The following is a 24,624-nucleotide window of genomic DNA, read 5'->3' as shown; positions in this document are numbered from 1 at the left end:
AATGTATAGCAGTGATCATCCCTTGAAGTTGAAGAAAACTATTTATAAAATAAATAGTTTTGGGTTCTTTATTTACAATAGGAGTACTATAAGTTTTGGGGCTTATAAAAATGCTAATTTCTTTATTCGCTTTTAATGCAACATAGATATTGGCTTAAGGCTTCTTTCAGTACTTTATGTTCTTGAATATATCAAATAAAGTTTTTAGTGTGTTAAGTGTTAGGCTTGTTACTTGTGGAATACCCAATTTTTTTGTTGTTTTGCTATCTAAAGAGTTTAAAAGAGTTGTTGCTATTTCTGCACTAGCATCTATAGAACTTTTTACATTTTTTAATGGTTCTATTCATTCCCCCGCTACAAAGCCTTTTGTGATTTAAACTCTATTATTTTATTTTATGACTATGCTATAGGATTAAATTTTGAGACTGCTAAAGATTTAGGATTTTTTATCATAATAAATACTTATTAATAAATAGGCATTTATTATAAAGTAAACCCACTATTTTGTAAAGAAAATACTAATTTTTAATTAAAGTTAATAACTTAAAGCATTTCTATTGGTATTTCACCCCTACTATGTTAACTCTTAATAAACACCAATTCGTTATCGGATGAGTGTTTAGTACTAAATGCATAACCTCAATATGAGAAATTCTTAAGTAGCTCAGGTGAGTCAATTAGGTTGTTAGCAATAACCTTGACCATCGCCCCTCGAGCTTTTTTAGCATTTATACCGATTGTTGATAATTTACCGTTCCTAGTTTCTTTAAAATGAACGTTAACTAATTGATATTTAAGTTTATTACAGATGAATATTCTTGTGATGCTAGGTTGAGTAAATATTTATTTGCCTGTTTAGCAAGAATTTTATTAATATAATTAGTGACTTCATCTTGCCAAAAGTTTGTTAAATTTATTTCATTTAATTTTGTTGCCATTTCTAATCTATAGTATCTAGCGGTTTTAAGACTCCGTAAAGTCCTGATATAATAAGCAAATGTGATTGCAAGAAATTTAATGCATGATTAGTTAATTTCTCTATATGTATATTATTAAAAACATCTCCTGCATAAGCAAAAATAGCCGCTTTACTCTCTTGATTATCAAAATCCTTAAATCTTTCTTTATTTACATGTGCAAGTTTTGCACTTATATTCATTATTTTCGATAATTGATTCTCAGAATAGCGTTGGAGTGTAGAAAGTAGTTGATTAGTTAACGTAAGGAACATTGGAATCGTCAGCTCCGTCTTGGGAGCTAACTTCTCGAAATTTAGAGTTTTAGCAGAAGAAATAATAGCAAGCATTTCTATCTAGCCGGAGTACTCGGAAGAGATGAAGTAGTGCTAGCGATATTTCTGTTAGTACTATCGATTGTTTGCATAATTGCATAGCTTGGATCACAGTCAAGCTCTACTACTTCTTTGGGTTTCGTAGTTTTTGGACCGGTACAGCCAATTAAAGCTATAGAAGCAAATAAAATTATTAAATACCTTATCATAAATACCCTGTTTTAATTTTACACTTAAGATAGCTGCCTATTATTATAATGTCAAGTGAGAGGAAAATTTTATTACCCTACCCTATAACCTTTCAGTAATAGTCTAAAGATTCTTCATAATATTTTAATTCTGCATAATTTAAATTAGGTTCATCTTTGCTTCTTTCTATTTCGGGTTCAGGTTTAAGCTGATCATAATTTTTTCTAGTTTTTAAATAATATTCTAAAGTTTCTTCATATTCCCATCTAGGTAGAGGGTGATTATCAGATTCTTTTTCTAAATATATCATTATTGATTATGTTTTTTCCTTTAAAGATTCATTACATAATTCTTCAACAATAGGATAATATTCTTTACTTATTCAGATACTAAAGGCATGATTGTTGGTGTACTATCATTTAAGTAATTATATAATGCTTCAAAAAAAGAATCATATTTCCCATTACCTATAATATCGTGATATATAAAAGAGTCTATATTAAGTGCTTGAATAATCAGCTTCCCATCTATCGATAATATTTTTTTGAAGAGTTCTAAATCTTCAGTATGAAGAGCCATGGAAATTTACTCCTTAAATAAATTTTTAGGCATTCTGTAATAAACCGTATTATAGAATTTTTCGCTTTCAGGAAATTTGCGTTTGCGGATAGAGAAATTACCGAAATTTCTGATTTCGATACGCTTTTGTTTTTTAAGAGATTCGTTTAAATAATCTAAAATTAAATCTACTGAATCTTTAACATCTTCTTTAGAAAGATAATTCAGCTTATCATGTATTTTATCTATTAAATAATTCTTAGTAATCATTATTAAAAAATCGCTTTGATTCCGTTAAAACTATTTTTAAAAAAACTAGGTGCTATACTATCAAAATCTTCAAGTATTATGTCCATTAATTTTGGTTTTGGTTTTAATTGATAATCTTTAACTAGTAGATTAACATTAATTTTCTGAACTTCCTGTAACCATTTTAATGCAGTATCTTCCGAGCCTATGGCATCCACAAGCTTTAACTTTAAAGCCTGACGACCTGAATATACTCGTCCGTCTGCGAGCTTTTTTACTTCTTCTATAGGAAGATTACGCCTCTCTGAAACAAGTTCAAGGAAGAAATTATAAGTATCTTCTATATTTTCCATAATGGCTACCCGCACTGCTTCCGTCAGTTTTTCGGTAGGATTTGGGACAGCTTTTAATTCACCCGATTTGAAATTATTAAACTTAATCCCCAATTTTTGAGCAAGCTCCGTTACCTCGGCTGTTTGTAGTATTACACCGATTGAACCCGTAATAGTTCCGTTATGGCTGATAATATAATCACCTCCAAGAGAGATTAAATAACCGCCGCTTGCAGCCATTGTTCCCATAACTATCACTACCGGCTTTTTTGCGGATATTTTACGCAGAATATTATAAATTTTTTCAGCGCCGACTACCGTACCGCCGGGAGAATTTACGTTAACTATTAACGCTTTAATATGAGAATCATCGATTATTTTTTTGAGTTTTTTGTCACGCTTTTCGTCTTCAAGAATTATTTCGTCTATTAATACGGAAGCTATATAGTCTTCATTACTATTAATAGGTAACACCTCTTTTGGAGCAAAATCTTTACCGACTAGTAAGAATACGATCGCAATTAAAATAATAGCTGCTAGCTTCCAAATTAACAAACGAGATTTTATTTGTCTTCTTTCAATTAAATAATCAGGTGTTATACTCATGATCTTATATACTTTTTTAGAATACTAAATACAGACCTATACTATGGACAGGCGTGAGGAGCAAAGCCTATAATATAATTAGGTGAGCCGACGCACAACGAAGCACAATATAGGTATCAATTGACTATAGACCGTTCTTAGGACGTTCAGGACTCTTCATCATCTCAAAAAACTCACCGTTAGTTTTAGTATTTTCAAGTTTTTTGAGTAAAAATTCTATTGCTTCACTGCTACCCATTGGATCGATAATACGACGAAGAACCCACATTTTATTTAATATTATTTTATCTACTAATAAATCTTCTTTTCTAGTGCCTGATCTAGTTATATCAATAGCCGGATAAATACGCTTATCGGCAATCTTACGATCTAGAACTATCTCGGAATTACCTGTACCTTTAAACTCCTCAAAAATTACCTCATCCATACGAGAACCGGTTTCAATTAAAGCCGTACCGATTATAGTAAGCGAACCGCCGTTTTCAATATTTCTTGCTGCTCCGAAAAATCTTTTAGGTCTCTGAAGAGCATTAGCATCAACACCGCCCGTTAATACTTTACCTGATGACGGCACTACGGTATTATAAGCACGAGCTAAACGTGTTATCGCATCTACTAAAATTACCACATCTTTTTTATGTTCTACTAAACGCTTTGCTTTTTTGATAACCATTTCTGCAAGCTGCACGTGCCTACTTGCCGGTTCATCGAAAGTAGAGCTAACAACCTCCCCACGCACGGAACGTTGCATATCGGTTACTTCTTCAGGTCTTTCGTCTATTAACAGTACTATTAAAAATACTTCCGGATTATTGGTTGTAATTGCATGTGCTATATTTTGTAATAATACGGTTTTACCTGTACGAGGCGGTGCTACTATTAATGCACGTTGTCCTTTACCCATAGGGGCCACAAGTTCAATAACCCGTGTACTAAAATCCTTATTATCTTTACTATTATTTTCAAGTTCTAATCCTAATTTTTCATCAGGATATAAGGGGGTTAAATTATCAAAATGAACACGATGATAAGCTTTAGAAGGGTCTTCAAAATTTACTCTATTGACTTTCAGTAAAGCAAAATAACGTTCTCCGGCTTTTGGAGCTCTGATCTGACCTTCTACAGTATCACCGGTACGCAAACCAAAGCGACGAATCTGACTAGGAGAAATATAAATATCATCAGGGCCTGCTAAGTAGTTTACTTCCGGCGAACGTAAAAAACCAAATCCGTCAGGTAGTACTTCAAGTACCCCCTCTCCCACTATTAAAACTCCCTGCTCTACGGATTTTTTCAAAATTGCAAAAACTAATTCTTGTTTAAGTAATGAATTAATATTTTCAATTTTTAATTCTTCTGCTTGAGCTTGTAGTTCCTCCGGTAATTTACGTTTTAATTGTTTTAAATTAATAATATTACCGTTCTCTGCAAAATTATTATAATTGTTATTGGATTCGGTATTGTTAAGTTCTGCTGTGGATTCTTTATTAGTTGTGTTCATTATTTTATTATTAATAGATTATAATTGAAAAGTTGAGTTAGCAATCAAGTTTAAAGGTAAGTAATATACTTTTTAAGTTAGGAATCAAATTAGATTTTTAGAAAGTTTTATTTATTCTTGCGGTTTAAAGAATTATTTATCTTGTTAGCTTATAAGAGCTGGCTATGTATGTAAAAGCATACTAACAACGTTAATAGCACATTGTCAACCCAAATCGTCATTGCGAGCAGGTAATCGGTAAATGGTCATTGCGAGAAAATTACGAAGCAATCTTGGGAGTTTATTATTATTGCATGAGATTGCTGCACAGCTTACGGCTGCATAGCTCATGACGCCCCTGGTAACCTCTTCTCGCAATGACGGATGAATCAATCCACGTAACTCTAGCAATCCTTTGATTTTAACAATAACACATTTGTATTAAGTAATGGCATGCATACGTTTTTAACTTCATTTAATAAGGCCTCATTGCTTATTTCTTGGTTTAATTCGTTGCGTACCGCATCAAATATTTCTCTTAAACTTTTCTCTTCTACCATATATTTAAAAATATATTTAGTGCTTCTAAATATCGACATTGAGATATTAACATTATTTAATATCCCATTATTAATAGTAAAATTAATAACATTATTTACTACTGAAGGATTAGATTCCAAATGCTCATAAATTTGTTTAGCAAAATTGGCAATATTATGGAAGTACGGTATATTATCAAGGTCATCAAGAGAGGCTACACTATCTTTTTGATTTGATACGTAAAATGAATGTTTAATAATATTACCGGTAAGTATTTCGGAAATTGCTTCTCTAGTTACTTTATCCATCTTTTTAACTTTTTGTAGAAGTGAAAAATCTTTTATATAATTTTCCGGTCTTAATAACATTTTCTCTAAAGGATCAAGATAATCAACAAAATTTAAGCTTGCTTTTTCTACGAATTCATATAACTCAGGAACGGAATAGGCTCTATCCTGTTTGTGCAGGAACATATCATAAACTCCGACATCACCGAAATTTTGGTAATCTGAAAATAACTCCCAACCTCTTTTATACCAGTTAGTAGCAGGCAAATTATCTAGAATTAGCTTCCCGTTCATTACTTCTTCGATACGGCTTTTAGTATCTTTATTTATCATTTTCATTAAATCCTGAATTTGATAAACACCGGTACGTCCGTATTTAGCATATACCATTAAACCCATACCGCCGGTCGGCTTTAAAGAATCTTTTAAAGTTTTTAAACCTTCATCAGGATTTGCTAAATGATGAAGCACGCCGGTACAATTTATATAATCGAATTTTCCAAGTTTTAGATTAGGTATATTTAATATTGAATCATTAATCCATTTAATATTTTTAAGACCTCGTACTTCTGCACGTTTTTGTGCTACTTCCATGCTAGGCTTGCTGAAATCTAGATATATTATTTCGGCATTTTTATCTTTTAACTGCTCGGCAAGATAAATAGTCGAATCACCGGTGCCGCCGCCTGCTATTAAGCATCTAAAATTATTATTAAAATTTTCTTTTCCTTGATATAGAAAATGGTTTAATGCTCCTAAGAACTCACCGCATGTTGCAAGTAAATATTCTTTTTCTTGATTTGGGTCTCTGAAAGGATAAGGATAATCTTGATAATGCTCTTGTACTTCTGCTAAATCTTTAGCAATTGTAGTATTTTTTGTTTTCTTTAAATTTCTCATAAATTATTATTTTTTAAGTTGTTATTATATATACTTAGTCTATCTACTCTTTTAGAAGAATATCTTTTATAATTAATTGAATAGTATAATTATCTTGCCAATTATTAGTTTTTAACGTTCCTATTGCGGCAATATTTTTTGCTTTAGGGCTTAATAAAACATCTTCAAATGCAGTTCCTACCGAATTAAAAGCAATAGCAGATAAGGCTTTATTACCAAAGCCTCGCTTATTTGGAACAAGCATACATTTAATATGCTTACTTCCAACGATATCCGCTTTTAATACAAATAAATCATCAAATTTAAATATAGGCTCATGATTTCCTTGACCGAAAGGCTCTAAAGTGTTTAATTCCTCCATTAAAGGGAAATTCACACTATTAACCGTTAAATCAATATCATATTCCGCATGCTTATAATTTTCTAGTTTAGTTATACTAATTCTAAAAGCATTATTAAAAAAATTCTGCAATTCTTGTAATTTTTCAGCCGTTACGGTAAAACCTGCCGCCATAGCATGACCTCCGCCTGCTATTAGCAAATCTTTGCTTTTAGCATTGATAATTTCAGCACCAAAATCAATACCTAAAATAGAACGGCATGAAGCTTTACCAATCCCGTCATTTAAAGCTATAACTGCCACCGGCTTATCAAATTTTTCTTTTAATTTGCCGGCAACGATTCCTATAACGCCTGGATGCCATCCTTCTTTTACGATAAATAATAAACTACTATCTTGTTGTGTCAAAGCAATGTCCATCGCTTCTTCTATCATTAATAACTCAATTACTTTACGCTCATTATTGTGTTTTTCAAGTTCTTTAGCTAATGTATTTGCTTCATTAGAACAACTAGTAGATAGGAGATGAGCCCCTAAACTTGACTTTCCTACTCTACCGCCTGCATTGATACGCGGACCTAGAATAAACCCTAAATGATAACATTTTGGTATTTCATACAGCCCTGCCATATCATATAATGTTTTAATCCCTATATTTTGCCTTTGTTGCATTACTTTCAATCCGCTTGCAACAAATGCACGATTTAAGCCTGTTAGTTTCATCATATCGCAAACAGTACCAAGAGCCACTAAATCTAGATACTGCATTAGATTAGGCTGCAGCATTGTTTGCGTGAAATAATTTTGCTTCTTTAAATTCGATAATATTGCAGTTGCAAATAAGAAAGCAACTCCTACGGCTGCCAAATGTTTATATTCGCTTTTTTCATCAATACGATTTGGATTTACTATAGCTACTGCATCCGGTAATATTTCCGTAGCTATATGATGATCGATTACTATAACATCAAGGTTAACGTCTTTTGCGTATTTTAGGGCTTCATGTGCCATAGCACCGCAATCAACCGTAATTAATAATTCTGTGCCGTTATCTTTAATTTTTTGCATAGCAAAAGGAGTTGGACCGTATCCTTCAGCTATACGATCAGGAACATAAATATCACATAGTATCTTTAAATCTCTAAAAATATTTTTAAGTAAAGCGGCTGAAGTAGCACCGTCTACATCATAATCGGCAAAGATACATATTTTTTGGTTATTTAAAATAGCTGTAATGGTTCTATCTACAGCCTTTTCCATATCAAGTAGATGAAAAGGATCAGGTAATAAATTTTTGATTTTCGGTCTCAAGAAATTTTCTACTTCCTCTAGATTATTTACTCTTAATGATACTATCCTAGCAAGTAAATCACTAATTTTGAAACTACGACATAACTCGGTGACTATATCTTCGTTAATCAGTTTCTGCTGCCAGATTTTACCGTTTATAGATGCTTGTGGTTTCATTTGTTTATTAGGCTGTATTTTTGCTGTATATCTCCAAAAGTTTTTTAGCTTCATCATCTGCAATTAACGCTTCAACAAACTCATCTAATTGTCCGTTTTTAACTACTTCGTCTATCTTATAAAGTGTTAAGTTGATTCTATGGTCGGATACTCTTCCCTGTGGGAAATTATAAGTACGTATCCGCTCCGAACGATCTCCCGAACCTACCTGCTCTCTTCTGCTATCGGCTCTTTCTTGTTCCTTTTTACGTCGTTCTTCTTCATAAATTCTAGCACGTAGAATTTTTAACGCCTTTGCTTTATTTTTATGCTGTGACTTCTCATCTTGCAAGGCTACGGTAATACCGGTAGGGATATGAGTGATACGTACGGCAGAATCGGTAGTATTAACGTGCTGTCCACCAGCCCCTGAAGCTCTATAAGTATCGATTCTTAAGTCTTTATCTTCAATTTTAATATCAACCTCTTCAGCCTCAGGAAGTACTGCAACCGTTGCTGCCGAAGTATGAATACGTCCTTGTGATTCCGTTTCCGGTACCCTCTGTACTCTATGAACGCCTGACTCAAATTTGAGCTTAGAGAATACATCTTTGCCTTTTATTGACGCCGATGCTTCTTTATAACCGCCTATTCCGGTATCGGAAATTGCTAATATCTCAAAACGCCATCCTTTTAACTCAGCATATCTTTGATACATATTAAAAAGTACGGCAGCAAAAAGTGCCGCTTCTTCTCCGCCGCTTCCTGCTCTAACTTCAATAATAGCACTTTTACTATCCGCATCATCTTTTGGTAATAAAGCAATTTTTACGGCTCTTTCAAGTTTTGGTAACGAATTTTCAAGAGTGTATATTTCGTCTTCAATCATTTCTAAAGTGGCATTATCAAGTCCCACTTCTAGCTTAAAATTATTTGCTTCTTCAAGCTCAGATTTAGCCTTATTATATTCTTTAATTTTTGCTACAACATCTTCAAGTTCTGCATATTCTTTAGATGCATTAACAAACTCGTCTCCCATAATGCCGGAAGATAGTTTGTTGCCTAAATTTTCGTATTTGTCTAAAATTTTTGCTAAATTATCTAAAAAACGCATGTTATTTTATTGTGATTTGTTTATGGGTGAGATTTCAACGTTATTATGAGAAGCAACTGAAAATTGCGACGAAGCAATCTCAGGATATTTGACGAGATTGCCACGCAGCCTATGGCTGCTCGTAATGACAACTTATATCAACATCAAAGCGGGACTCTCTATAAACTTTTTAAATGCTGCCAAGAACTCAGCACCGACTGCTCCGTCTACTACTCGGTGATCGGCAGAAAGAGTTACGTCCATAATTGCTGCTATAGTTATTTGATCATTCTTGACTATAGCACGTTTTGCACTAGCTCCGACGCCCATTATACAACTTTGCGGTGGGTTAATTATAGCATTGAAATTCTTAATACCGTACATACCGAGGTTAGAAATGGTAAACCCTCCGCCCTGAAATTCTTCAGGGGTTAATTTATTATCTTTTGCTTTCTTTATTAATGCTTTCATTTCACAAGATAGTTCTAGAATGTTTTTTTGATTGGCATTTTTAACTATCGGTGTAACAAGCCCGTTCTCAATCGCTACCGCTACTGAAATATCGACATTATTGTAATATCTAATTGCATCTTCTCCCCAGCTAGCATTGGCATTTGGCACTTCTTGTAAAGCTTTGGCTACTGCTAAAATAATAAAATCATTAACCGATATCCTTGTTGATTTATCTTCAGAAAAAGATTTATTAATGTCTTCTCTTATATCTAACAATTTATCGACATTACATTCTATAGATAAATAAAAATGTGGAACTGTTTGTTTAGATTCAAGCAGACGCTTGGCTATAATCTTGCGGATATTATTATTTGGGACTAAACGATATTCTTCAGGATTTCTGCTAACTATTTTATTATGAGCAGTGCTAGGAGTATATGATAAGATATCTTGTTTGACTATTCTACCGTGTGGACCGCTACCTTTCACGCTCTCAAACCTAATATTTCCCATTTTTGCAAGTCTTTTTGCAAGCGGTGAGGCGAATATTTTACTAGCATCATGTTTTATAACTGTTACCTGTTCTTCTACATTAGCTATATTCTCGTGGGGTTTCGGAAGATTAGCATCTGTTTTCGGTAACGGTGATACACTATTATTTTTTGCAATAAACGCATCAATGTCTGTTTTTTCTTCTCCCTCTTCACTTAACACGGCAATTAAAGAGTTAACAGATACATTTTGACTATTTTGTGGGATAACTATTTTGGCCAGTATACCTTCGTCTACTGCTTCTAATTCCATCGTTGCTTTATCGGTTTCAATTTCAGCAATTACTTCTCCAGGATTAACTTTGTCCCCTTCTTTTTTTAACCACCTAGCTAGATTTCCTTCCGTCATAGTTGGAGATAAAGCAGGCATTAAAATTTTAATTGGCATAACTTATTTAGATTTGACCTTTTATTGTTGTTATTACACGTCATTGCGAGGAGAGGCCAAGCCTCGACGCGGCAACCTCATGCAACAGTAACATTCCTGAGATTGCCACACCTCTCTACGTTCGCGCGCAATGACGATTTGAGTAGCTATTGCACCTTAATATCAGGGCTAACGATCATTATCATCTGTTTACCTTCCATTTTAGCATGCTGATCGATTTTAACGAGTCCTTCGAGCCCTACTTCTATACGTTTAAATAGTTCTTGACCGACCTCTTTATGAAGAATCTCTCGTCCCTTAAACCATAAAGAAATTTTTACTTTATCTCCGTCTTTTAAAAATTCTTTTATTTTTCTTAACTTAGTTTCAAAATCACCTATACTAATATTAGGTTTAAATTTCATTTCTTTAAGTACGACGATTTTTTGTTTTTTGCGTGCTTCATGCAAACGTTTTTTGCTTTCGTACTTAAACTTACCAAAATCTAGAATTTTACAGACAGGGGGTACAGCATTCGGTGATATCTCGACTAAGTCAAGACCGACTCTTTCCGCCATATCTAATGCTTCTCTAATATTTACGACACCGTGCATTGCGCCATTTTCGCCTACTAAACGCACTTCTTTAGCTCTGATTTCTCTATTAGCCTTAGGAAAATTATTTTTAGAAATAAAATGTCTCCGTATTATGTTTATAAATAAATATATATTGCATTTAACTTATTTTATTTAAAATTACAAGTAAATACAATATTTTATCTTTAATTTTATTTAGAAAGTTTTAAAAAAAATTGAAACTACAAGACAAATTCCAAATATTAATAAACAGATTCGTGTTAATTTAGCGACTCTTGCCTGTATTTTCAAGTTTTTTAGGTCTATAGCATGCTTATGAGCTTGCTCTTGTTGTGCCATATGCATTAATGCCTGTAAAGTACCGGGATAAATACTCTCATACTCACTGATTAAATCAATTGGCGGTAATATATGTTCAAATTTTTTACGGTAAAAATTATTATCAGGTTCGTTTACACTAAAAGTCTTAGCATAACCTTTATTTAATCTATTATTTTTGTTAAAAAAACGTTTAGTCTCTTTCATATCCCTGTTTTATTTTTTGAAATGTATATAATATATTACTTTCAACTATTTTAAAATAATCAATTAATTGCGTTTCTTTTTTTTGCTGTTGTTTGGAGCTTTTCATATTTATTATATTCTGTAGCTCTGCATATACTAGTTTTATAAAACTTTGTTTCATTGATTATACTAAATTTATAAAATCTGTTTTTGGTATTAGCGGTTCGCCCCTAAAATTTATAGCATTATTAAATTTATTGCAACAGGTTATAAAATTTTTATCACATCCGGCAGTAATTTTTACTGCCTCGGCATCTTTAACATAATCCGGTATAATATCCTCTAATATAATCAAATCACCGAAATTGCTTAGAACTTTACTGTTAAAACGATTTTGCTGAATATAATTTGACCGCCGTTATAATAGCCGTTTTCTTTATCTAAATCCAGTATTCTTAAACTGTCCTTGAGCATTTCTTTAACCTTATACATGCCACTATATAAAGCTTTATCTATTTTACATTGACTATCTCCGAAAACTGCTCTACATGCTTTACTATATCGATTAATTATAGTCTGATTATATTTTACCGTTTCGGATTTTAAATGTATTTAAAAGTTAAAATCGTATTTTGTATATAAAGTGCAATAATCATGATCGCTATTTGTTAAGTTTAATTCCTCACCGCTAGCTCGCTTAATTTGAAAACAATAAACAAAATTCGTAAGCTTTGTAATTACCTCTTCAATCGCAATACTCATATAATCACCTCCACTAACTCTATGTTGTATCACGCTATAGAACCGTCATTACAATAAGAATATTCAAAACTATCTATACTAAATCTAACTGCTACGTCCAAAGTAAAATCAGCAGTTAAAATTACATCTTGACCTAAGGGACTTGGTAAGGTCACTATACCATCGTTGTAATCTACAATGCCCATAGTTCTTACATTATTAATGTATAGAATGACACTATTATTAACCGGTTTAGTGATAACTCTCGTAAGGAGCAATAGGATCGCCATATACCTTCCTTAGCTGAAATTTATTTAAATTACCGTCCCCTTTAGCAATAACTTCGTTAATTCCTCTATAATCTGCATCATTCCTAAATCTCAAAGCACCATTACTTCCACATCTTGCTTTAAAAAAGCTATTAAATTGCTCAAATTCCGTACTGCTTAACCTTGCATTTTTGATTAAATATTTCTGACTCGTTAATTGCGAAAGGATCTTCACTATTTTGCTGTTGACATATTTCAATAGTTTTTACGTGAGTAACAACACTTGGTTTGAGAAATTTTTCATTAATATTTACTGACAATAAGGAGGTATTTATACATTGTTCATGCTTAAGTTCTCTTCCGACTAAGACCATAATATCTTTAAATTGTGTTATATTTATATTTTGAAGTTCATAATTAGGCATTTTTTATTACTTCGTCATATAATTCTACTAAACCTTCACATGCGTTATTATTACACGTAAATAGTGTACATTTAAAAGCTTTTTCAATTTTATAAAATCTTGCATTAATGTACGAATGTTATTAGAAGAAAGTTTTTTAAATTCGTTTAATTGCTCATATGCATTTATTAAAAATGCTTGAGACAGATAACTTGGGTTGTTATTCTCTTGGGGCATATATTTATTACCTTGTTAAATTGGAGCTTAAGTAGAAGTTAACAAAAATTAAATCTACAATTTAAATTTAGTAATATTTTTGCTAAAAAAAAGTTCGGCAGTGGAAAAAGAGATTATTTTTTTGGACGGTAGTTGCAATATTATTCTGCCGGTATTATCGATATCTTTAAAAAGACCGGTTACTATATCATTTTGATATTTAACGCTAATATTTTCATATAACTTATAAGCATGTTCTAACCATTTTTTTCTAATAAAAGGAAAACCGTTATTATGCCAAATTTGATAATATTCTTCAAAATTTTCTATTAATATCTCAAGTAAAGCTTGCGGTTCTATAGGTGGTAGATTTTCGCTTATTAAGCTAGTAGTAGGCTGGTCGATATTATCAGGGTGATAGGTAATATTAATGCCGATACCGATAATAAGGTAATAATTATTTTCTACTTTAACAGATTCAAGAAGTATACCGGCAATTTTCCGACTGTTAATTAATACATCATTGGGCCATTTTAGTTGTATAATGTTATTTTCGTTCCTTATGTCATTCCCGCTTTCGCGGGAATGACATAGAGAACTATGGGAGTGACATAAAGAGGTTATACTCTCATAAACGCTCAGTGCCGTAACAAAAGATAATTGCGGCAATAATTCTAGCTCTTTATCAGGCTTTATTAGTAAACTTACATGTAAGTTACCTGACCTAGACTGCCAGTTTTTGCCGCTTCTACCACGTCCATTAGTTTGAGATTTGGCAAGTACTGCATAGTTTGAATCAACTTTAGCATTCTGAGCCATTTTCATAGCCTCAGAGTTTGTACTGTCTAGTTTGTCAAAAACAATTAGTTTAAATTTACCGATATTCATTTTTTTTTGAGTAGCCGTCATTGCGAGAAAAGGCGAGCTTTGTTGCATGGCTTGAAAAACCCGCTCGATGTCATTCCCGCTTTCGCAGGAATGACATAAAAACACCTAACTCGCCCCCTACTGACATGACTTGTAGCTACACTATGTTTGCTTTGAATTTTTGGTGCTTCGCTTTTACTCTTAGTTATAAAGCTTTCTAAATCTTGTTTAGTAAATTTAAACTTAGCAATATTTTCATCAAAGGTTTTAGTTTTATCAAATCTTACATCTTTATTTTTATCTATTCCAAGTACCTCAATGACACTATCTTTTATTTTACTTGAAGCAGCAGTATCATTTAAGGTATACAATAAAACGTTCAATGAGTTTGTATCGGCTTTTAGTGTATTATTACGACTAGTTGCAGCAATAATTACATATTCTTTAAGCTTTGCATTTAATTCTTTTGCGTTTAATGCTCCGGTTTTACAAAATGATAATAACATCTTTGCTTTATCATCATGATTTTCAATAACTCCTTCTTGCCATTTAGAAGTATTATTTTCTTTTGACTGAATAAACATTTCTAACAATTTAGTGCCAAATGTTTTATGTAGATTTTTAGTATCATAAACTTCATAAACATTTAGTAGAAATTTTTGATGGTCAAATATTTTATCTGCTTCTTTGCCAAGGTCATGATTATTCAAATGTTCTCTAGTTTGACAATATCCTTTAATATGCAAATAATTAGAATATTTTTGTGCATCTTTGAAATCCAAAGTATCTATTCCGGCAGTATCTAAAACAGCAGTGTTTAAAGCATTTTCACGTAACTGTTCATTAGTTGCTCTTAGAGTTTCAGTATATTTAAATTTTCCTCCTACTTTTGCAAGTGTCTTAAATAATATATCAGCTAAAAACTTTACAGATATCACTTGGGCTTTCAAATTTTTTTGCATTTACACTAAATATAATATTTGCATCAGCTTCCATACCCGTACCAAAAGCAATAGCTAGAGTTCTACCTTGTTTTTTAGCTAAGGTAATCTCCTCCATATTATCAGTTATTGCTTTTGTATCAAATTCCAGTTCATTGCCTTTAAAATATTTTGTCGGTATATTATCTCTATATCCGCCGTCTATATATTTTGTACTGTCAATTTCTACCGGCTTAAAAACAAGCGGTATAGAAGCAGAAGCACAGCAAGCTAAAGTAATTTCAACATTTGGCGTATCAAAGCTATTGAAAATAGTTAGTTCACTTGTCTCTTGCTGAGTTGCCATAATTACTAAATCTTTATACTGCACTGGATTGTATTTTCGCAGTAACGCTATATCCTTAAAATATATTTTACCGTCTTTTGGTTGTATCTTTCTCTTAATTCATCAAGCGCTTTATCATATTTAACATTTACTATATATCTGAGCTCTGTAAAAAATTTCCTATATTTTCTTTAATAACAAGTTCTAATAGAGCATATAAAGGTTTACCGTCTTTATTTAACTGTACTATATCCGTAGAAAATCCTTTTTTTCCAAGTAAAGTTTGCAGATTTGTATTTTTAGAAATTTCTTCAAATCGCTCAGGCGGGTGTCCCAAGAGCTACCACTGTGGCAGTTATAGCACCAGCGGAAGAACCTGCGACCGCCTTGACATTATCTAAAATACCAGCTTTTTTTGCTGTCTCATAAGCTCCGGAATATATTACTCCCTTAGCTCCGCCACTAAAAGCTATATATTCGATAGGAGCTTTCTGTGCTTGCTCTAACTCCTGCAATGTTTTTGTTTGATTGCTAGAAGATTGTTGAATTTTTTTAGGTCTTTTAACTCCTCTAATATATCAGATTGCTCATTAACTACAGGAGTTTGTGACTCTTGCTTCAGATTATTAATAATAGGATGTTTTCTTACCTTTATATCAGCCATAGTTTTATTTTATTAAGTTATCTTCTACAAACTTCCAGTTAATCATATGCTTAATAAATATGTCAACATAATCAGGTCGTTTGTTACGATAATCAATATAATAAGCATGTTCCCATACATCACATGCAAGAAGCGGCTTCATACCGTGTGCTATAGGTGTACCGGCATTAGCGGTTTTTATAATTTGTAACCTATTATCGTGATATACAAGCCATGCCCAGCCGCTACCGAATTGCCCTACTGCCTCTTGCTTAAACTGTTCGCAAAACTCTTCAAAACTACCGAAATCTTTATTAATTTGTTCTAATATTTTACCGCTTGGCTTACCTCCGCCCTGCGGCTTTATTGAATGCCAAAAAAAGGTATGATTCCATATTTGGGCTGCGTTATTAAAAATAGCCGCATTTGAGTTTTGTGATGACCATTCTATTATTTCTTCTAAATCTTTTTTTTGTAATGCTTCTTTATCTTTGAGTAAATTGTTTAGATTTTGTACATAAGTATTATGATGCTTACCATGATGATAATCAAAAGTCTCGAGAGTAAAATGTGGTTTAAAACTTTCTTTCTCATAAGGTAAATCAGGTAAGATAAAAGGATATGAGGTTTGATTAGATTTGTTGCAATAGGTCATGTTATTTTCTCCTATGTTGGTTTTTATATATTTATAATAGCGGGAATCAATACGTCATTGCGAGGAAAAATTGAAAATTTTGACGAAGCAATCTCAGGAGTCCTACTTTATGAGATTGCCACGCTCCTTGCAGTTGCTTGCAATGACGATTTAGTATCCACGCAGACATGACATCATAGTAACTTATAAAAATCGGAAGCTAAATAAAGCGATCCGGTTATTATAATATTTGCTTTATTATCGCCGTTTATCTTCTTTATATCACTAATCGCTTCTTCGAGTGAGTCACTTTCGCTAAAATCAATACCACTCTTTCTGCCTTCCAAATTTATTGTTTCTGCACTATGACTTAGCGGTTCGGATAAAACTTTAACGCCGTAACCTTTAATTGTCAAATCCTTAAAGTAAGAGCAAAATTCCTCAATATTCCTATTTTTAGTCATACCGAGTATTAAATATATCGATGATTTTAAATTATCACGCATCCAATTTGCCAAAACTTGAGCTCCGCTATTATTGTGAGCTACGTCTATCCAAATTTGAACATTATCACCTATTAATTTAGAATATTTTTTCGGTTCTATTTTTTCGATTCTAGCAGGCCAAATAGTATTTTGTAATCCTTTAGCAATAACCTCATTATTAATATTAAATTGTTTGTTAATAAGGCTTATTAAGGCAATAACGCTTGCAGCATTTATTAATTGATGATCACCAAGTAGCGAAGGAGTCGGAAACTCATAGGTAAAATTTCGTGATGAATAAATAAATCCGTTGTCCGTCTTTTTAATACCGAAATCATATTCATAACAGAAACTCGGTACTTCTAACTCTTCAGCCTTGGCAAATAATGTTTCATAAACTTCCAAAACTTGCATACTTATAACGCAAGGAACGCAAGACTTCATAATACCAGCTTTCTCAACTGCTATTAGGGGTAATGTATTACCCAGCATATGCATATGATCATATGAAATAGGTGTAATTAAAGTAATTAACGGTTGTTCTACTATATTTGTTGCGTCTAACCGACCGCCTAGTCCCGTCTCTAAAATTAATATATCGGCTTTTGTTTTCTCAAATGCTAGAAACGCTGCTGCCGTAGTACCTTCAAAGAAGCTAGGTTCAATATTAAATTTTTCGCTTGCTATCCTCACCTGCTCACAAACCTGCCATAATTCATTATCCGAGATTTTCTCACCTGCTACTACGATTCGTTCATTAAATTCTAATAAATGAGGAGATGTATAGCAATGTACCTTATAACCGGCAAGCGTAAAGATGCTTTTAAGCATAGCACTACTTGAACCTTTACCGTTTGTACCTGCTATATGTATGACGGGAGGAAGCCTTAAATGAGAGTTACCTAAGGCTCTTAAAAGTCTTGCTATATTTTCAAGATCATATTTAATGTTATTTTTCCAGGTCGGCACCGGAAAATGCGGCATTAGCATTGTTATTGATTTTTTTCATGAATGATAGAGTTATACCATATTTGTTGTCAACTTAAAGATCGATGCCATTCCTGCAAAGGTGGTGTTTTTGCATGGCTCGAAAAACCTACTCGGTGTCATTCCCGCACAATCGGGAATCCAGGGTAAAGCGAGATAAATCAAGCTTTTAGAAAGCTTAAAAGTAGCGGATTCCCGTTTGCGCGGAAATGACATCGAAACTTTAGATCAACTGTTTTTAGGCAATACTGCAGTTCATCGAGTTTTTGGTTTTACTGCATTGATAAGTCCAATTAATAATACTGATTTAATTATTCCCGGTATTATAAAAGGTAATACGCCGCCGTAAAAGGCACCGCTTACTCCTAAGAGTGTAGAGAGCCACATCCAGCCTAAACTCATAATAATTATATTACCGATCAAACATAAAGATATCTGATTTAACCATTGATTAGAAGTAAAAATTTTATCTTTTAAGCTAACCATAACATATACGGCAATTACAAAACCTGCTAGATATCCTCCGGTAGGACCGAATAATATTCGTACACCGCTGGAAAATTCTCCGAACACAGGGATTCCCATTGCTCCAAGAGTTATGAAAGATAATATTGTTAAAGGTGCGGTAGTCTTATTATATGTAAGTCCGATGAATATCACTGCAACGGTTTGCAATGAAATAAATATAGGCTTTATAGGTATTACTATTTGTGAACAAATAGTAAGTAATGCCACTCCTAAAACTATTTCTATTGCTTGCCTTGTGGTTAACGGTAGTGAGATTGAATTAAGTTGCATAAAATTACCGCATGATTTATTTTTAAGTAATTACACTAAATAGAATTATATAATGTCCTTGTCAAGAATATAAAAATGAAAATAAAAATTTATAATGATCTAGGAGTTTCAAAAGAAAGTATTAAGCATTGCGTGCATACCTTAAGACTTTATGCTCCAAAGTATAACGTAGATTATATTACTGCACAAGAAATTATACACGAAAAGTGGGTTCAAAACACCTTATTACTTATTTTACTCGGTGGAAGAGATTTATACTATGTACAAAAATTGCAAGGCAAAGGAAATGCTAATATAAAGAATTATATTAAAAACGGTGGTAATTTTCTTGGGATATGTGCAGGCAGTTACTACAGCGGTAACTATGTAGAATTCGCTAAAGGAACAAATATAGAGGTTATAAGTAAAAGAGAATTAAAGATTTTCAATGGAACGGTTAGAGGACCATTGCTTGCTCCTTATTATTACAACTCACATAAAGGAGCAAGAGCCGCTTATCTCAAAATAAATCCAACACTTAATTTAAATATTAAGAATTGTTATGCTTTTTATAATGGCGGTGGATATTTTATTGATGCAGAAAATACCAAAGATACTGAAATAATAGCAAGTTATGAGGATTCTCAGGCTGCAATAATAAAATGTACTTACGGCGACGGGACAGCTATTTTAAGTGGAGTTCATCTTGAATATGAGCCTGCACTCATAAAAAATCAATCTCTTAATAAGATTCATAAAATACTAAAAGCTCATGATACGGAAAGAATCAAATTATTAAATTATATATTAGACTTCTTTGGAAACACGCTTATAGAGAGGAATTTGTAGGAAACACGCAGCACAACAGAACCGCAGCGTACGTAGAAGTACGTGAGAAGGATGCGAGCAGCGAATTGACGCACAAATTACCTCTAGAAGTAGAGTTGCCGAAGAAGTCTATTCAAAAATCTAAATCTGTATAATAGTTTGGAGGGGTAAAGCCAGGGATTCTATCTTGTAGTAATAACCTAAAAGCTGGTCTTGATTTAATTAGTGAATACCAATGTTTGATAAGCGTCCATTTATCCCAATAAATCTCACCGAAATAATCGAGTACCGATAAGTGACAACTTGCGGCAATATCGGCAATAGTTAGTGAATCCGATACAAGATAACTTCTTTTTTCTAGTAAAGAAGTTATATATTCTAAGTGATAATTTAAATTCTTTTTTGCAACACGTAAAAACTCGGTTCGTGGGCTGCTCATTTTAGCAATTGATCTTATAACTTTTTCATCGATAATAATCTTAGTCACTTCACGATAAAATTTATCGTTAAACCAAAAGAATAATCGTCTAATTTCGCAACAAATATCAATATCTTCATCTAAAAAATTAAAATTCGGATATTTGCTATTAAGATATTCAACAAAAGGATAAATACCTACCACAAATAAGCCGTATGATTCTGCTAAAATAGGTAAAGTTCCGGCAGGATTTATGTTTAAGAAATCTTTATTGAATTGCCAATAATCTTCTTTAATCGTAGTAAATTCTATATCTAATTCTTTTAAGAAGACACGGGCTTGTCTTGAAAGAGGACAAATAGGATTATGATATAACTTTTTCATTAAATTGTGTTACAGTCCTAGTCATTCCGCGACTTGATCGCAGGATCTATCAATATTTGTTAAGCTATTTTCTAAGCTCCCGCGATCAAGTCGCGGGATGACAATAAGGTCTATAAGCCGGATTCTGTATGAATATAAATTCATTGCAGTTATTTATCTAGGATAAACGTTACCGTTTACCTCAAGCGATCTACCCGCATTACAAGCCGGCTAGAGATAACCCGGGAACTTGATAAGTTCTGTAACGCCTATTTGATCTTGCTCTTGGTGGGGTTTACCATGCGTAATTTGTTACCAACTTACCGGTACGCTCTTACCGTACCTTTTCACCCTTACCAAAAATACTTGATCAACTGCAAAAATTGGCTGCGTCATTTCACAAGTACTACGGTACTCACGTATTAAGTATACGCTCCGTTCCTCGTCTTGTGAACTCCTAGCTCTTTTTGAAGTTGATCTTCGTATTCATACTTGGCGGTGTATTTTCTGTGGTACTGTCCCTAAAGTAATAATACTCTGCCGGAGGTTAACCGGCACCATACCTCTATAGAGTCCGGACTTTCCTCGTGATCTATAGCTTTGCTATATCATCACGCAACTGCACGACCATTTAGTATTATGGTCAATTTTCTTAAATTAGTCAATAACATTTAGAATAAGTTCAATTAACTTATTAGGTTCTGTGAAGGTTTCTAATTGATTTGCTATTTTGAGATATTTTTTAGCGAAAATTAATAAGATTTTTTTAATTTGACTTTTGTACACAGAATATAATTAAATTAATAAGTATAATAACAATTTAAAATTTCAACTATTTTATTAAAGATATTCTTAATTTAACGTTGCTACTATTTTTTTCATACTGTATAAATATGTATTTAATGCTTCTAAACACATAAATTGTTAGCAAATTTTGATATATGATATGAAAAAATTAATTTATTATTTTGGCAGTAATGGTAGTGATGGAAACGCTAGCATGAAAAATATACTTGGTAACAAAGGTGCTGGTCTTGCCGAAATGTCCAACCTAAAACTACCTATTCCTGATGGTTTTACAATAACTACAGAGCTATGTAATTATTTTTATACCCACAATAATAACTTTCCTAAAAACTTTCAAAGCGACTTAAAAAAAGCTATCACTGAACTTGAAATAATTACCGGTAAAATTTTCGGCAGTACAAGCAATCCTTTATTGTTATCGGTGCGTTCGGGCTCTACGATTTCAATGCCTGGAATGATGGATACTATCCTTAATCTTGGAATGAATAACGAAGTATGTAATGCTCTTGCGGATTCCTGCGGTGATAAACGATTTGCTCTTGATAGTTACAAAAGATTTTTAGAAATGTACGGTTCAACGGTATTATCTATACCTAGTGATCTATTTGAACAAATTTACGAAAAGCACAAGATGCAAGCCGATATTCATAAAGATAGAGATATTACCGTAGAATTATTAGAAAAAATTATTGATGATTTCAAACGGTTGCATATTAAGTATACTAAGCAACTAATTAATGATCCTTATGAACAGTTAGAATCGGCAATTAAAGCGGTGCTACATTCTTGGATGAGTAATAGAGCGGTTATATATAGAAAAATCAATAATATTTCGGAGGATTTCGGTACGGCTATTAATATCCAAGCAATGGTTTTCGGTAATTTAGGTAAAACTTCAGCTACGGGAGTTGCTTTTACTAGATCACCTTCTACAGGAGAAAAAAAGCTCTTTGGAGAGTTTTTAATAAATGCTCAAGGTGAAGACATAGTATCGGGAACTAGAACACCCATGCCTATTATTGCAAATGATTCAAATTCTATGCAAGCAATGATGCCGGAAGTGTTTAAGGAGTTATCACAAATTGCACAAAAGCTTGAAGCACATTACTTAGATATGCAGGATATAGAATTCACTATAGAAAATAATAAGCTATATATTTTGCAAACACGTACTGCAAAAAGAACAGCCATCGCTGCTATTAATATTGCCGTACAAATGGTAGAAGAAAAGCTTATTTCTAAAGAACAAGCCTTAATGCGAATCGATCCGGAATCATTAAATCAATTATTACATACAAGAATTGATTACAGTAAGGGGCTTACTTCTATTGCTGAGGGGCTACCTGCTTCTCCTGGGGCTGCAACAGGTATTGCAGTATTCTCACCTTATGATGCTGAAAAATTATCTCATCATCATAAAGTAATTTTAGTACGCCATGATACTAGTCCTGAGGATATTAACGGAATGCATGTTTCTTCAGGTATTTTAACTATTAGAGGGGGAATGACTTCACATGCTGCAGTTGTGGCAAGAGGTATGGGGAAGCCTTGTGTTTGCGGTACAAGTAATTTATCTATAGATGAGAAAAAGCAAATATTAACAGCAGGCGACATAGTTATTAAACAAGGTGATATTATAACGATTGACGGAGGTAGTGGTAAAATCTTCTTAGGTGAAATGCCGTTAATTCAACCTACTTTCAGTGAGGAATCAAAATTAATTTTAGATTGGGCAGACGAGATTAGTAGCTTAAAAGTTCGTGCAAATGCTGAAACAGTTAACGATGCTTTAGTATCTGTAAAGTTTGGAGCTCAAGGTGTAGGTTTATGTCGTAGCGAACATATGTTTTTTGATAAAAATAAAATTCCTTTAGTAAGAGACATGATTATTGCTCCTGATATAGAACGGAGAAAGCTTGCTGTGCAGAAATTATTACCTCTGCAAACTGAGGATTTTAAAGCTTTATTCAGAGTAATGAAAGATAAACCGGTAAATATTAGATTACTTGATCCGCCGTTACATGAGTTTTTACCTACCACCGAAGAAGATAAAAAGAATTTGGCCAATAGCTTAAATCTACCTTTATCCATGATTAATCAACGTCTTCATGCTATGCATGAAGTAAATCCTATGCTCGGTCACCGTGGATGTAGACTTGGTATATGTTCGCCGGAAATTTACCAAATGCAAATTGAAGCAATTTTTACAGCTATTTTTGAGCTACATAAAAAAGAACATATAGAATGTAACTTAGAATTAATGATCCCTTTAATTAGCAATGTATGTGAAATAAAAAAGCTTAAAATGGATATTTATGCGGTAATAGAGGAATTAGAGCAACGTTATAGATATAAGTTTTCCTTTACGCTCGGTACTATGATAGAACTACCCAGGGCAGCACTCGGCAGTAAGAAAATAGCTAAGGAAGTTGACTATTTTAGTTTTGGTACTAATGATTTAACTCAGACTACATATGGAATTTCTAGAGATGATATTGCATCTTTTCTTCCATATTATTTAGAAGAAAAGATTTTTGAATCCGATCCATTTACTACTCTCGATGAAGAAGGAGTAGGAGAATTAATTGAAATTGCTATAAAACGCGGAAAAAGCAGTAATGCTAATTTGAAACTCGGAGCTTGCGGAGAACATGCAGGGAACCCTGCCTCTATAGAATTTTTTCATAGAATGAATTTAAACTATATTTCTTGTTCTCCATACCGGATCCCTATAGCAAGAATCGCCGCAGCACAAGCTAAAATTAAACACGGGTGATAAAGGCGTTGTTGCGAGCGGGTATTGGATACCTATAGTACCGGACATTTTCGTTCTATATCATTTCCGCGTGGCCTTGTTGCGTGAATCAATTTCACCTCTGTCATCCCGTGGCTTGACCACGGGATCCAGTTAAAAATACTAAAATTATTAGTATTTTTTATTGTTTTTTGGACCCCGTGGTTAAGCCACAGGGTGACACAGTGGGTTTTACCGGTTCACGCAATGACCAAAAAATTATTTACAAATTAATATGATCATAATACCAATATTAAGCATTTTTGGGTTTTCATCTTTTTTTGCCAAATATTTCAAAACAAAATTGACTTTCGCTATTCCCATAACAATCAGCATATTAGTA

At 33.0% G+C, this 24,624-nt stretch carries 24 protein-coding genes, 1 other RNA gene and 5 pseudogenes; 4 read left to right on the top strand and 26 right to left on the bottom strand.

All coding sequences use genetic code 11. The annotated features are described in order from the left end of the window. Nucleotides 1–260 precede the first annotated feature (260 nt). A pseudogene (locus TENJIKU01_RS10615) lies at nucleotides 261–469 on the top strand (hypothetical protein). A gap of 236 nt (nucleotides 470–705) precedes the next feature. Here TENJIKU01_RS10615 and TENJIKU01_RS02905 read toward each other — a convergent pair. The 23 genes and pseudogenes from TENJIKU01_RS02905 to TENJIKU01_RS02790 all read right to left on the bottom strand — a co-directional run. Then, nucleotides 706–1,306: pseudogene (locus tag TENJIKU01_RS02905) on the bottom strand (YaaA family protein); the annotation flags it as partial. A gap of 2 nt (nucleotides 1,307–1,308) precedes the next feature. Further along, a complete protein-coding gene (locus TENJIKU01_RS02900; protein ID WP_064429139.1) occupies nucleotides 1,309–1,500 on the bottom strand; it encodes a hypothetical protein in 192 nt (63 codons plus the stop codon). A gap of 92 nt (nucleotides 1,501–1,592) precedes the next feature. After that, nucleotides 1,593–1,790 carry a hypothetical protein gene (locus TENJIKU01_RS02895; RefSeq protein ID WP_064429138.1) on the bottom strand — a complete coding sequence of 66 codons (198 nt, stop codon included), beginning with the start codon at nucleotides 1,788–1,790 and terminating at the stop codon, nucleotides 1,593–1,595. Nucleotides 1,791–1,858: 68 nt separating this feature from the next. Continuing rightward, entirely contained in the window at nucleotides 1,859–2,059 is a 201-nt protein-coding gene (locus TENJIKU01_RS02890) for a hypothetical protein (protein WP_004998378.1), read from the bottom strand. A gap of 6 nt (nucleotides 2,060–2,065) precedes the next feature. Further along, a complete protein-coding gene (locus TENJIKU01_RS02885) occupies nucleotides 2,066–2,308 on the bottom strand; it encodes an HU family DNA-binding protein (protein WP_004998379.1) in 243 nt (80 codons plus the stop codon). A gap of 2 nt (nucleotides 2,309–2,310) precedes the next feature. After that, nucleotides 2,311–3,225 (bottom strand): signal peptide peptidase SppA, encoded by a 915-nt coding sequence (gene sppA, locus TENJIKU01_RS02880; protein ID WP_064429137.1) that lies wholly within the window; start codon nucleotides 3,223–3,225, stop codon nucleotides 2,311–2,313. A gap of 124 nt (nucleotides 3,226–3,349) precedes the next feature. After that, the gene (rho, locus tag TENJIKU01_RS02875) at nucleotides 3,350–4,726 is read right to left on the bottom strand and encodes a transcription termination factor Rho (RefSeq protein ID WP_064429136.1); all 1,377 of its coding nucleotides are present in this window, start codon (nucleotides 4,724–4,726) and stop codon (nucleotides 3,350–3,352) included. Between the two features lie 383 nt (nucleotides 4,727–5,109). After that, entirely contained in the window at nucleotides 5,110–6,432 is a 1,323-nt protein-coding gene (locus tag TENJIKU01_RS02870) for a class I SAM-dependent methyltransferase (RefSeq protein WP_064429135.1), read from the bottom strand. A 43-nt stretch (nucleotides 6,433–6,475) separates the two neighbouring features. Beyond that, complete coding sequence (recJ, locus tag TENJIKU01_RS02865; protein WP_064429193.1) at nucleotides 6,476–8,239, bottom strand: single-stranded-DNA-specific exonuclease RecJ; 1,764 nt, start codon at nucleotides 8,237–8,239, stop codon at nucleotides 6,476–6,478. A 7-nt stretch (nucleotides 8,240–8,246) separates the two neighbouring features. Continuing rightward, nucleotides 8,247–9,332, bottom strand: coding sequence for a peptide chain release factor 1 (gene prfA / locus TENJIKU01_RS02860; protein WP_064429134.1), 1,086 nt, complete (start codon nucleotides 9,330–9,332; stop codon nucleotides 8,247–8,249). 132 nt (nucleotides 9,333–9,464) lie between these two features. Continuing rightward, nucleotides 9,465–10,703 carry a pyruvate dehydrogenase complex dihydrolipoamide acetyltransferase gene (locus tag TENJIKU01_RS02855; protein ID WP_064429133.1) on the bottom strand — a complete coding sequence of 413 codons (1,239 nt, stop codon included), beginning with the start codon at nucleotides 10,701–10,703 and terminating at the stop codon, nucleotides 9,465–9,467. Between the two features lie 146 nt (nucleotides 10,704–10,849). Continuing rightward, nucleotides 10,850–11,410 (bottom strand): translation initiation factor IF-3, encoded by a 561-nt coding sequence (gene infC / locus TENJIKU01_RS02850; RefSeq protein ID WP_082894485.1) that lies wholly within the window; start codon nucleotides 11,408–11,410, stop codon nucleotides 10,850–10,852. 63 nt (nucleotides 11,411–11,473) lie between these two features. Continuing rightward, nucleotides 11,474–11,803, bottom strand: a complete 330-nt coding sequence (locus TENJIKU01_RS02845; RefSeq protein WP_064429132.1) for a DUF2335 domain-containing protein — start codon at nucleotides 11,801–11,803, stop codon at nucleotides 11,474–11,476. Beyond that, nucleotides 11,790–11,963 (bottom strand): hypothetical protein, encoded by a 174-nt coding sequence (locus tag TENJIKU01_RS08885; protein ID WP_010977382.1) that lies wholly within the window; start codon nucleotides 11,961–11,963, stop codon nucleotides 11,790–11,792. The genes TENJIKU01_RS02845 and TENJIKU01_RS08885 overlap by 14 nt, the downstream gene beginning before the upstream one ends. Before the next feature lie 3 nt (nucleotides 11,964–11,966). Beyond that, the gene (locus tag TENJIKU01_RS07375) at nucleotides 11,967–12,137 is read right to left on the bottom strand and encodes a phage BR0599 family protein (protein ID WP_082894484.1); all 171 of its coding nucleotides are present in this window, start codon (nucleotides 12,135–12,137) and stop codon (nucleotides 11,967–11,969) included. Nucleotides 12,138–12,394: 257 nt separating this feature from the next. Next, nucleotides 12,395–12,544, bottom strand: coding sequence for a hypothetical protein (locus TENJIKU01_RS08880; protein WP_172795029.1), 150 nt, complete (start codon nucleotides 12,542–12,544; stop codon nucleotides 12,395–12,397). A 29-nt stretch (nucleotides 12,545–12,573) separates the two neighbouring features. Beyond that, a pseudogene (locus TENJIKU01_RS10610) lies at nucleotides 12,574–13,027 on the bottom strand (TIGR02217 family protein). Then, nucleotides 12,954–13,217: a hypothetical protein gene (locus TENJIKU01_RS02835; protein WP_064429131.1), complete on the bottom strand. Its 264-nt coding sequence runs from the start codon at nucleotides 13,215–13,217 to the stop codon at nucleotides 12,954–12,956. Before TENJIKU01_RS02835 ends, TENJIKU01_RS10610 begins: the two are co-directional and overlap by 74 nt. Nucleotides 13,218–13,487: 270 nt before the next feature. Continuing rightward, complete coding sequence (locus TENJIKU01_RS02830) at nucleotides 13,488–14,300, bottom strand: biotin--[acetyl-CoA-carboxylase] ligase (RefSeq protein WP_064429190.1); 813 nt, start codon at nucleotides 14,298–14,300, stop codon at nucleotides 13,488–13,490. Between the two features lie 113 nt (nucleotides 14,301–14,413). Then, nucleotides 14,414–16,209, bottom strand: a pseudogene (locus TENJIKU01_RS10605) (patatin-like phospholipase family protein); the annotation flags it as partial. Nucleotides 16,210–16,213: 4 nt separating this feature from the next. Further along, complete coding sequence (locus TENJIKU01_RS02805) at nucleotides 16,214–16,843, bottom strand: superoxide dismutase (RefSeq protein WP_064429128.1); 630 nt, start codon at nucleotides 16,841–16,843, stop codon at nucleotides 16,214–16,216. Nucleotides 16,844–17,016: 173 nt separating this feature from the next. Next, on the bottom strand, nucleotides 17,017–18,297 hold the full coding sequence (locus TENJIKU01_RS02795) for a folylpolyglutamate synthase/dihydrofolate synthase family protein (protein WP_064429126.1): 1,281 nt from the start codon (nucleotides 18,295–18,297) through the stop codon (nucleotides 17,017–17,019). Between the two features lie 252 nt (nucleotides 18,298–18,549). After that, a complete protein-coding gene (locus TENJIKU01_RS02790; RefSeq protein ID WP_064429125.1) occupies nucleotides 18,550–19,092 on the bottom strand; it encodes a biotin transporter BioY in 543 nt (180 codons plus the stop codon). Nucleotides 19,093–19,167: 75 nt separating this feature from the next. Between TENJIKU01_RS02790 and TENJIKU01_RS02785 the strand changes: the two genes are divergently transcribed. Both TENJIKU01_RS02785 and TENJIKU01_RS07355 read left to right on the top strand, forming a co-directional pair. Further along, the gene (locus tag TENJIKU01_RS02785; RefSeq protein WP_064429124.1) at nucleotides 19,168–19,920 is read left to right on the top strand and encodes a BPL-N domain-containing protein; all 753 of its coding nucleotides are present in this window, start codon (nucleotides 19,168–19,170) and stop codon (nucleotides 19,918–19,920) included. Next, a pseudogene (locus TENJIKU01_RS07355) lies at nucleotides 19,863–20,045 on the top strand (palindromic element RPE1 domain-containing protein); the annotation flags it as partial. The gene TENJIKU01_RS02785 and the pseudogene TENJIKU01_RS07355, both read left to right, overlap by 58 nt. On the opposite strand, the gene TENJIKU01_RS02780 reads toward TENJIKU01_RS07355, so the two are convergent. Continuing rightward, the gene (locus tag TENJIKU01_RS02780) at nucleotides 20,033–20,701 is read right to left on the bottom strand and encodes a glutathione S-transferase family protein (protein WP_064429123.1); all 669 of its coding nucleotides are present in this window, start codon (nucleotides 20,699–20,701) and stop codon (nucleotides 20,033–20,035) included. The pseudogene TENJIKU01_RS07355 and the gene TENJIKU01_RS02780 overlap by 13 nt on opposite strands. A 97-nt stretch (nucleotides 20,702–20,798) precedes the next feature. After that, an RNA gene (gene rnpB / locus TENJIKU01_RS02775) (RNase P RNA component class A) lies at nucleotides 20,799–21,315 on the bottom strand. Between the two features lie 311 nt (nucleotides 21,316–21,626). Here rnpB and ppdK point away from each other — a divergent pair. Beyond that, entirely contained in the window at nucleotides 21,627–24,263 is a 2,637-nt protein-coding gene (gene ppdK, locus TENJIKU01_RS02770) for a pyruvate, phosphate dikinase (protein ID WP_064429122.1), read from the top strand. Nucleotides 24,264–24,500: 237 nt separating this feature from the next. On the opposite strand, the gene TENJIKU01_RS10600 is transcribed toward ppdK, so the two are convergent. Further along, nucleotides 24,501–24,617 (bottom strand): hypothetical protein, encoded by a 117-nt coding sequence (locus TENJIKU01_RS10600; RefSeq protein WP_014273508.1) that lies wholly within the window; start codon nucleotides 24,615–24,617, stop codon nucleotides 24,501–24,503. Nucleotides 24,618–24,624: the final 7 nt, after the last annotated feature.

It is taken from the genome of Rickettsia sp. Tenjiku01, assembly GCF_001653015.1.
GTDB classification, from domain to species: domain Bacteria; phylum Pseudomonadota; class Alphaproteobacteria; order Rickettsiales; family Rickettsiaceae; genus Rickettsia; species Rickettsia rickettsii.
The sequence above is the reverse complement of the archived record's forward strand: the minus strand, read 5'-3'. Positions and strand labels throughout refer to the sequence as shown.

Excerpts from the sequence above, each read along its gene's own strand:
- TENJIKU01_RS02900 (WP_064429139.1), bottom strand. The coding sequence starts at position 1,500 with ATGATAAGGTATTTAATAATTTTATTTGCTTCTATAGCTTTAATTGGC.
- recJ (WP_064429193.1), bottom strand. The coding sequence starts at position 8,239 with ATGAAACCACAAGCATCTATAAACGGTAAAATCTGGCAGCAGAAACTG.
- TENJIKU01_RS02785 (WP_064429124.1), top strand. The coding sequence starts at position 19,168 with ATGAAAATAAAAATTTATAATGATCTAGGAGTTTCAAAAGAAAGTATT.
- TENJIKU01_RS02895 (WP_064429138.1), bottom strand. The coding sequence starts at position 1,790 with ATGATATATTTAGAAAAAGAATCTGATAATCACCCTCTACCTAGATGG.
- TENJIKU01_RS02780 (WP_064429123.1), bottom strand. The coding sequence starts at position 20,701 with ATGAAAAAGTTATATCATAATCCTATTTGTCCTCTTTCAAGACAAGCC.
- TENJIKU01_RS02790 (WP_064429125.1), bottom strand. The coding sequence starts at position 19,092 with ATGCAACTTAATTCAATCTCACTACCGTTAACCACAAGGCAAGCAATA.
- prfA (WP_064429134.1), bottom strand. The coding sequence starts at position 9,332 with ATGCGTTTTTTAGATAATTTAGCAAAAATTTTAGACAAATACGAAAAT.
- TENJIKU01_RS02885 (WP_004998379.1), bottom strand. The coding sequence starts at position 2,308 with ATGATTACTAAGAATTATTTAATAGATAAAATACATGATAAGCTGAAT.
- rho (WP_064429136.1), bottom strand. The coding sequence starts at position 4,726 with ATGAACACAACTAATAAAGAATCCACAGCAGAACTTAACAATACCGAA.
- sppA (WP_064429137.1), bottom strand. The coding sequence starts at position 3,225 with ATGAGTATAACACCTGATTATTTAATTGAAAGAAGACAAATAAAATCT.
- TENJIKU01_RS08880 (WP_172795029.1), bottom strand. The coding sequence starts at position 12,544 with ATGAGTATTGCGATTGAAGAGGTAATTACAAAGCTTACGAATTTTGTT.
- TENJIKU01_RS02795 (WP_064429126.1), bottom strand. The coding sequence starts at position 18,297 with ATGCTAATGCCGCATTTTCCGGTGCCGACCTGGAAAAATAACATTAAA.
- TENJIKU01_RS08885 (WP_010977382.1), bottom strand. The coding sequence starts at position 11,963 with ATGAAACAAAGTTTTATAAAACTAGTATATGCAGAGCTACAGAATATA.
- TENJIKU01_RS02845 (WP_064429132.1), bottom strand. The coding sequence starts at position 11,803 with ATGAAAGAGACTAAACGTTTTTTTAACAAAAATAATAGATTAAATAAA.
- TENJIKU01_RS02830 (WP_064429190.1), bottom strand. The coding sequence starts at position 14,300 with ATGAATATCGGTAAATTTAAACTAATTGTTTTTGACAAACTAGACAGT.
- TENJIKU01_RS10600 (WP_014273508.1), bottom strand. The coding sequence starts at position 24,617 with ATGCTGATTGTTATGGGAATAGCGAAAGTCAATTTTGTTTTGAAATAT.
- TENJIKU01_RS02890 (WP_004998378.1), bottom strand. The coding sequence starts at position 2,059 with ATGGCTCTTCATACTGAAGATTTAGAACTCTTCAAAAAAATATTATCG.
- TENJIKU01_RS02835 (WP_064429131.1), bottom strand. The coding sequence starts at position 13,217 with ATGCCTAATTATGAACTTCAAAATATAAATATAACACAATTTAAAGAT.
- TENJIKU01_RS02855 (WP_064429133.1), bottom strand. The coding sequence starts at position 10,703 with ATGCCAATTAAAATTTTAATGCCTGCTTTATCTCCAACTATGACGGAA.
- TENJIKU01_RS02805 (WP_064429128.1), bottom strand. The coding sequence starts at position 16,843 with ATGACCTATTGCAACAAATCTAATCAAACCTCATATCCTTTTATCTTA.
- TENJIKU01_RS02870 (WP_064429135.1), bottom strand. The coding sequence starts at position 6,432 with ATGAGAAATTTAAAGAAAACAAAAAATACTACAATTGCTAAAGATTTA.
- ppdK (WP_064429122.1), top strand. The coding sequence starts at position 21,627 with ATGAAAAAATTAATTTATTATTTTGGCAGTAATGGTAGTGATGGAAAC.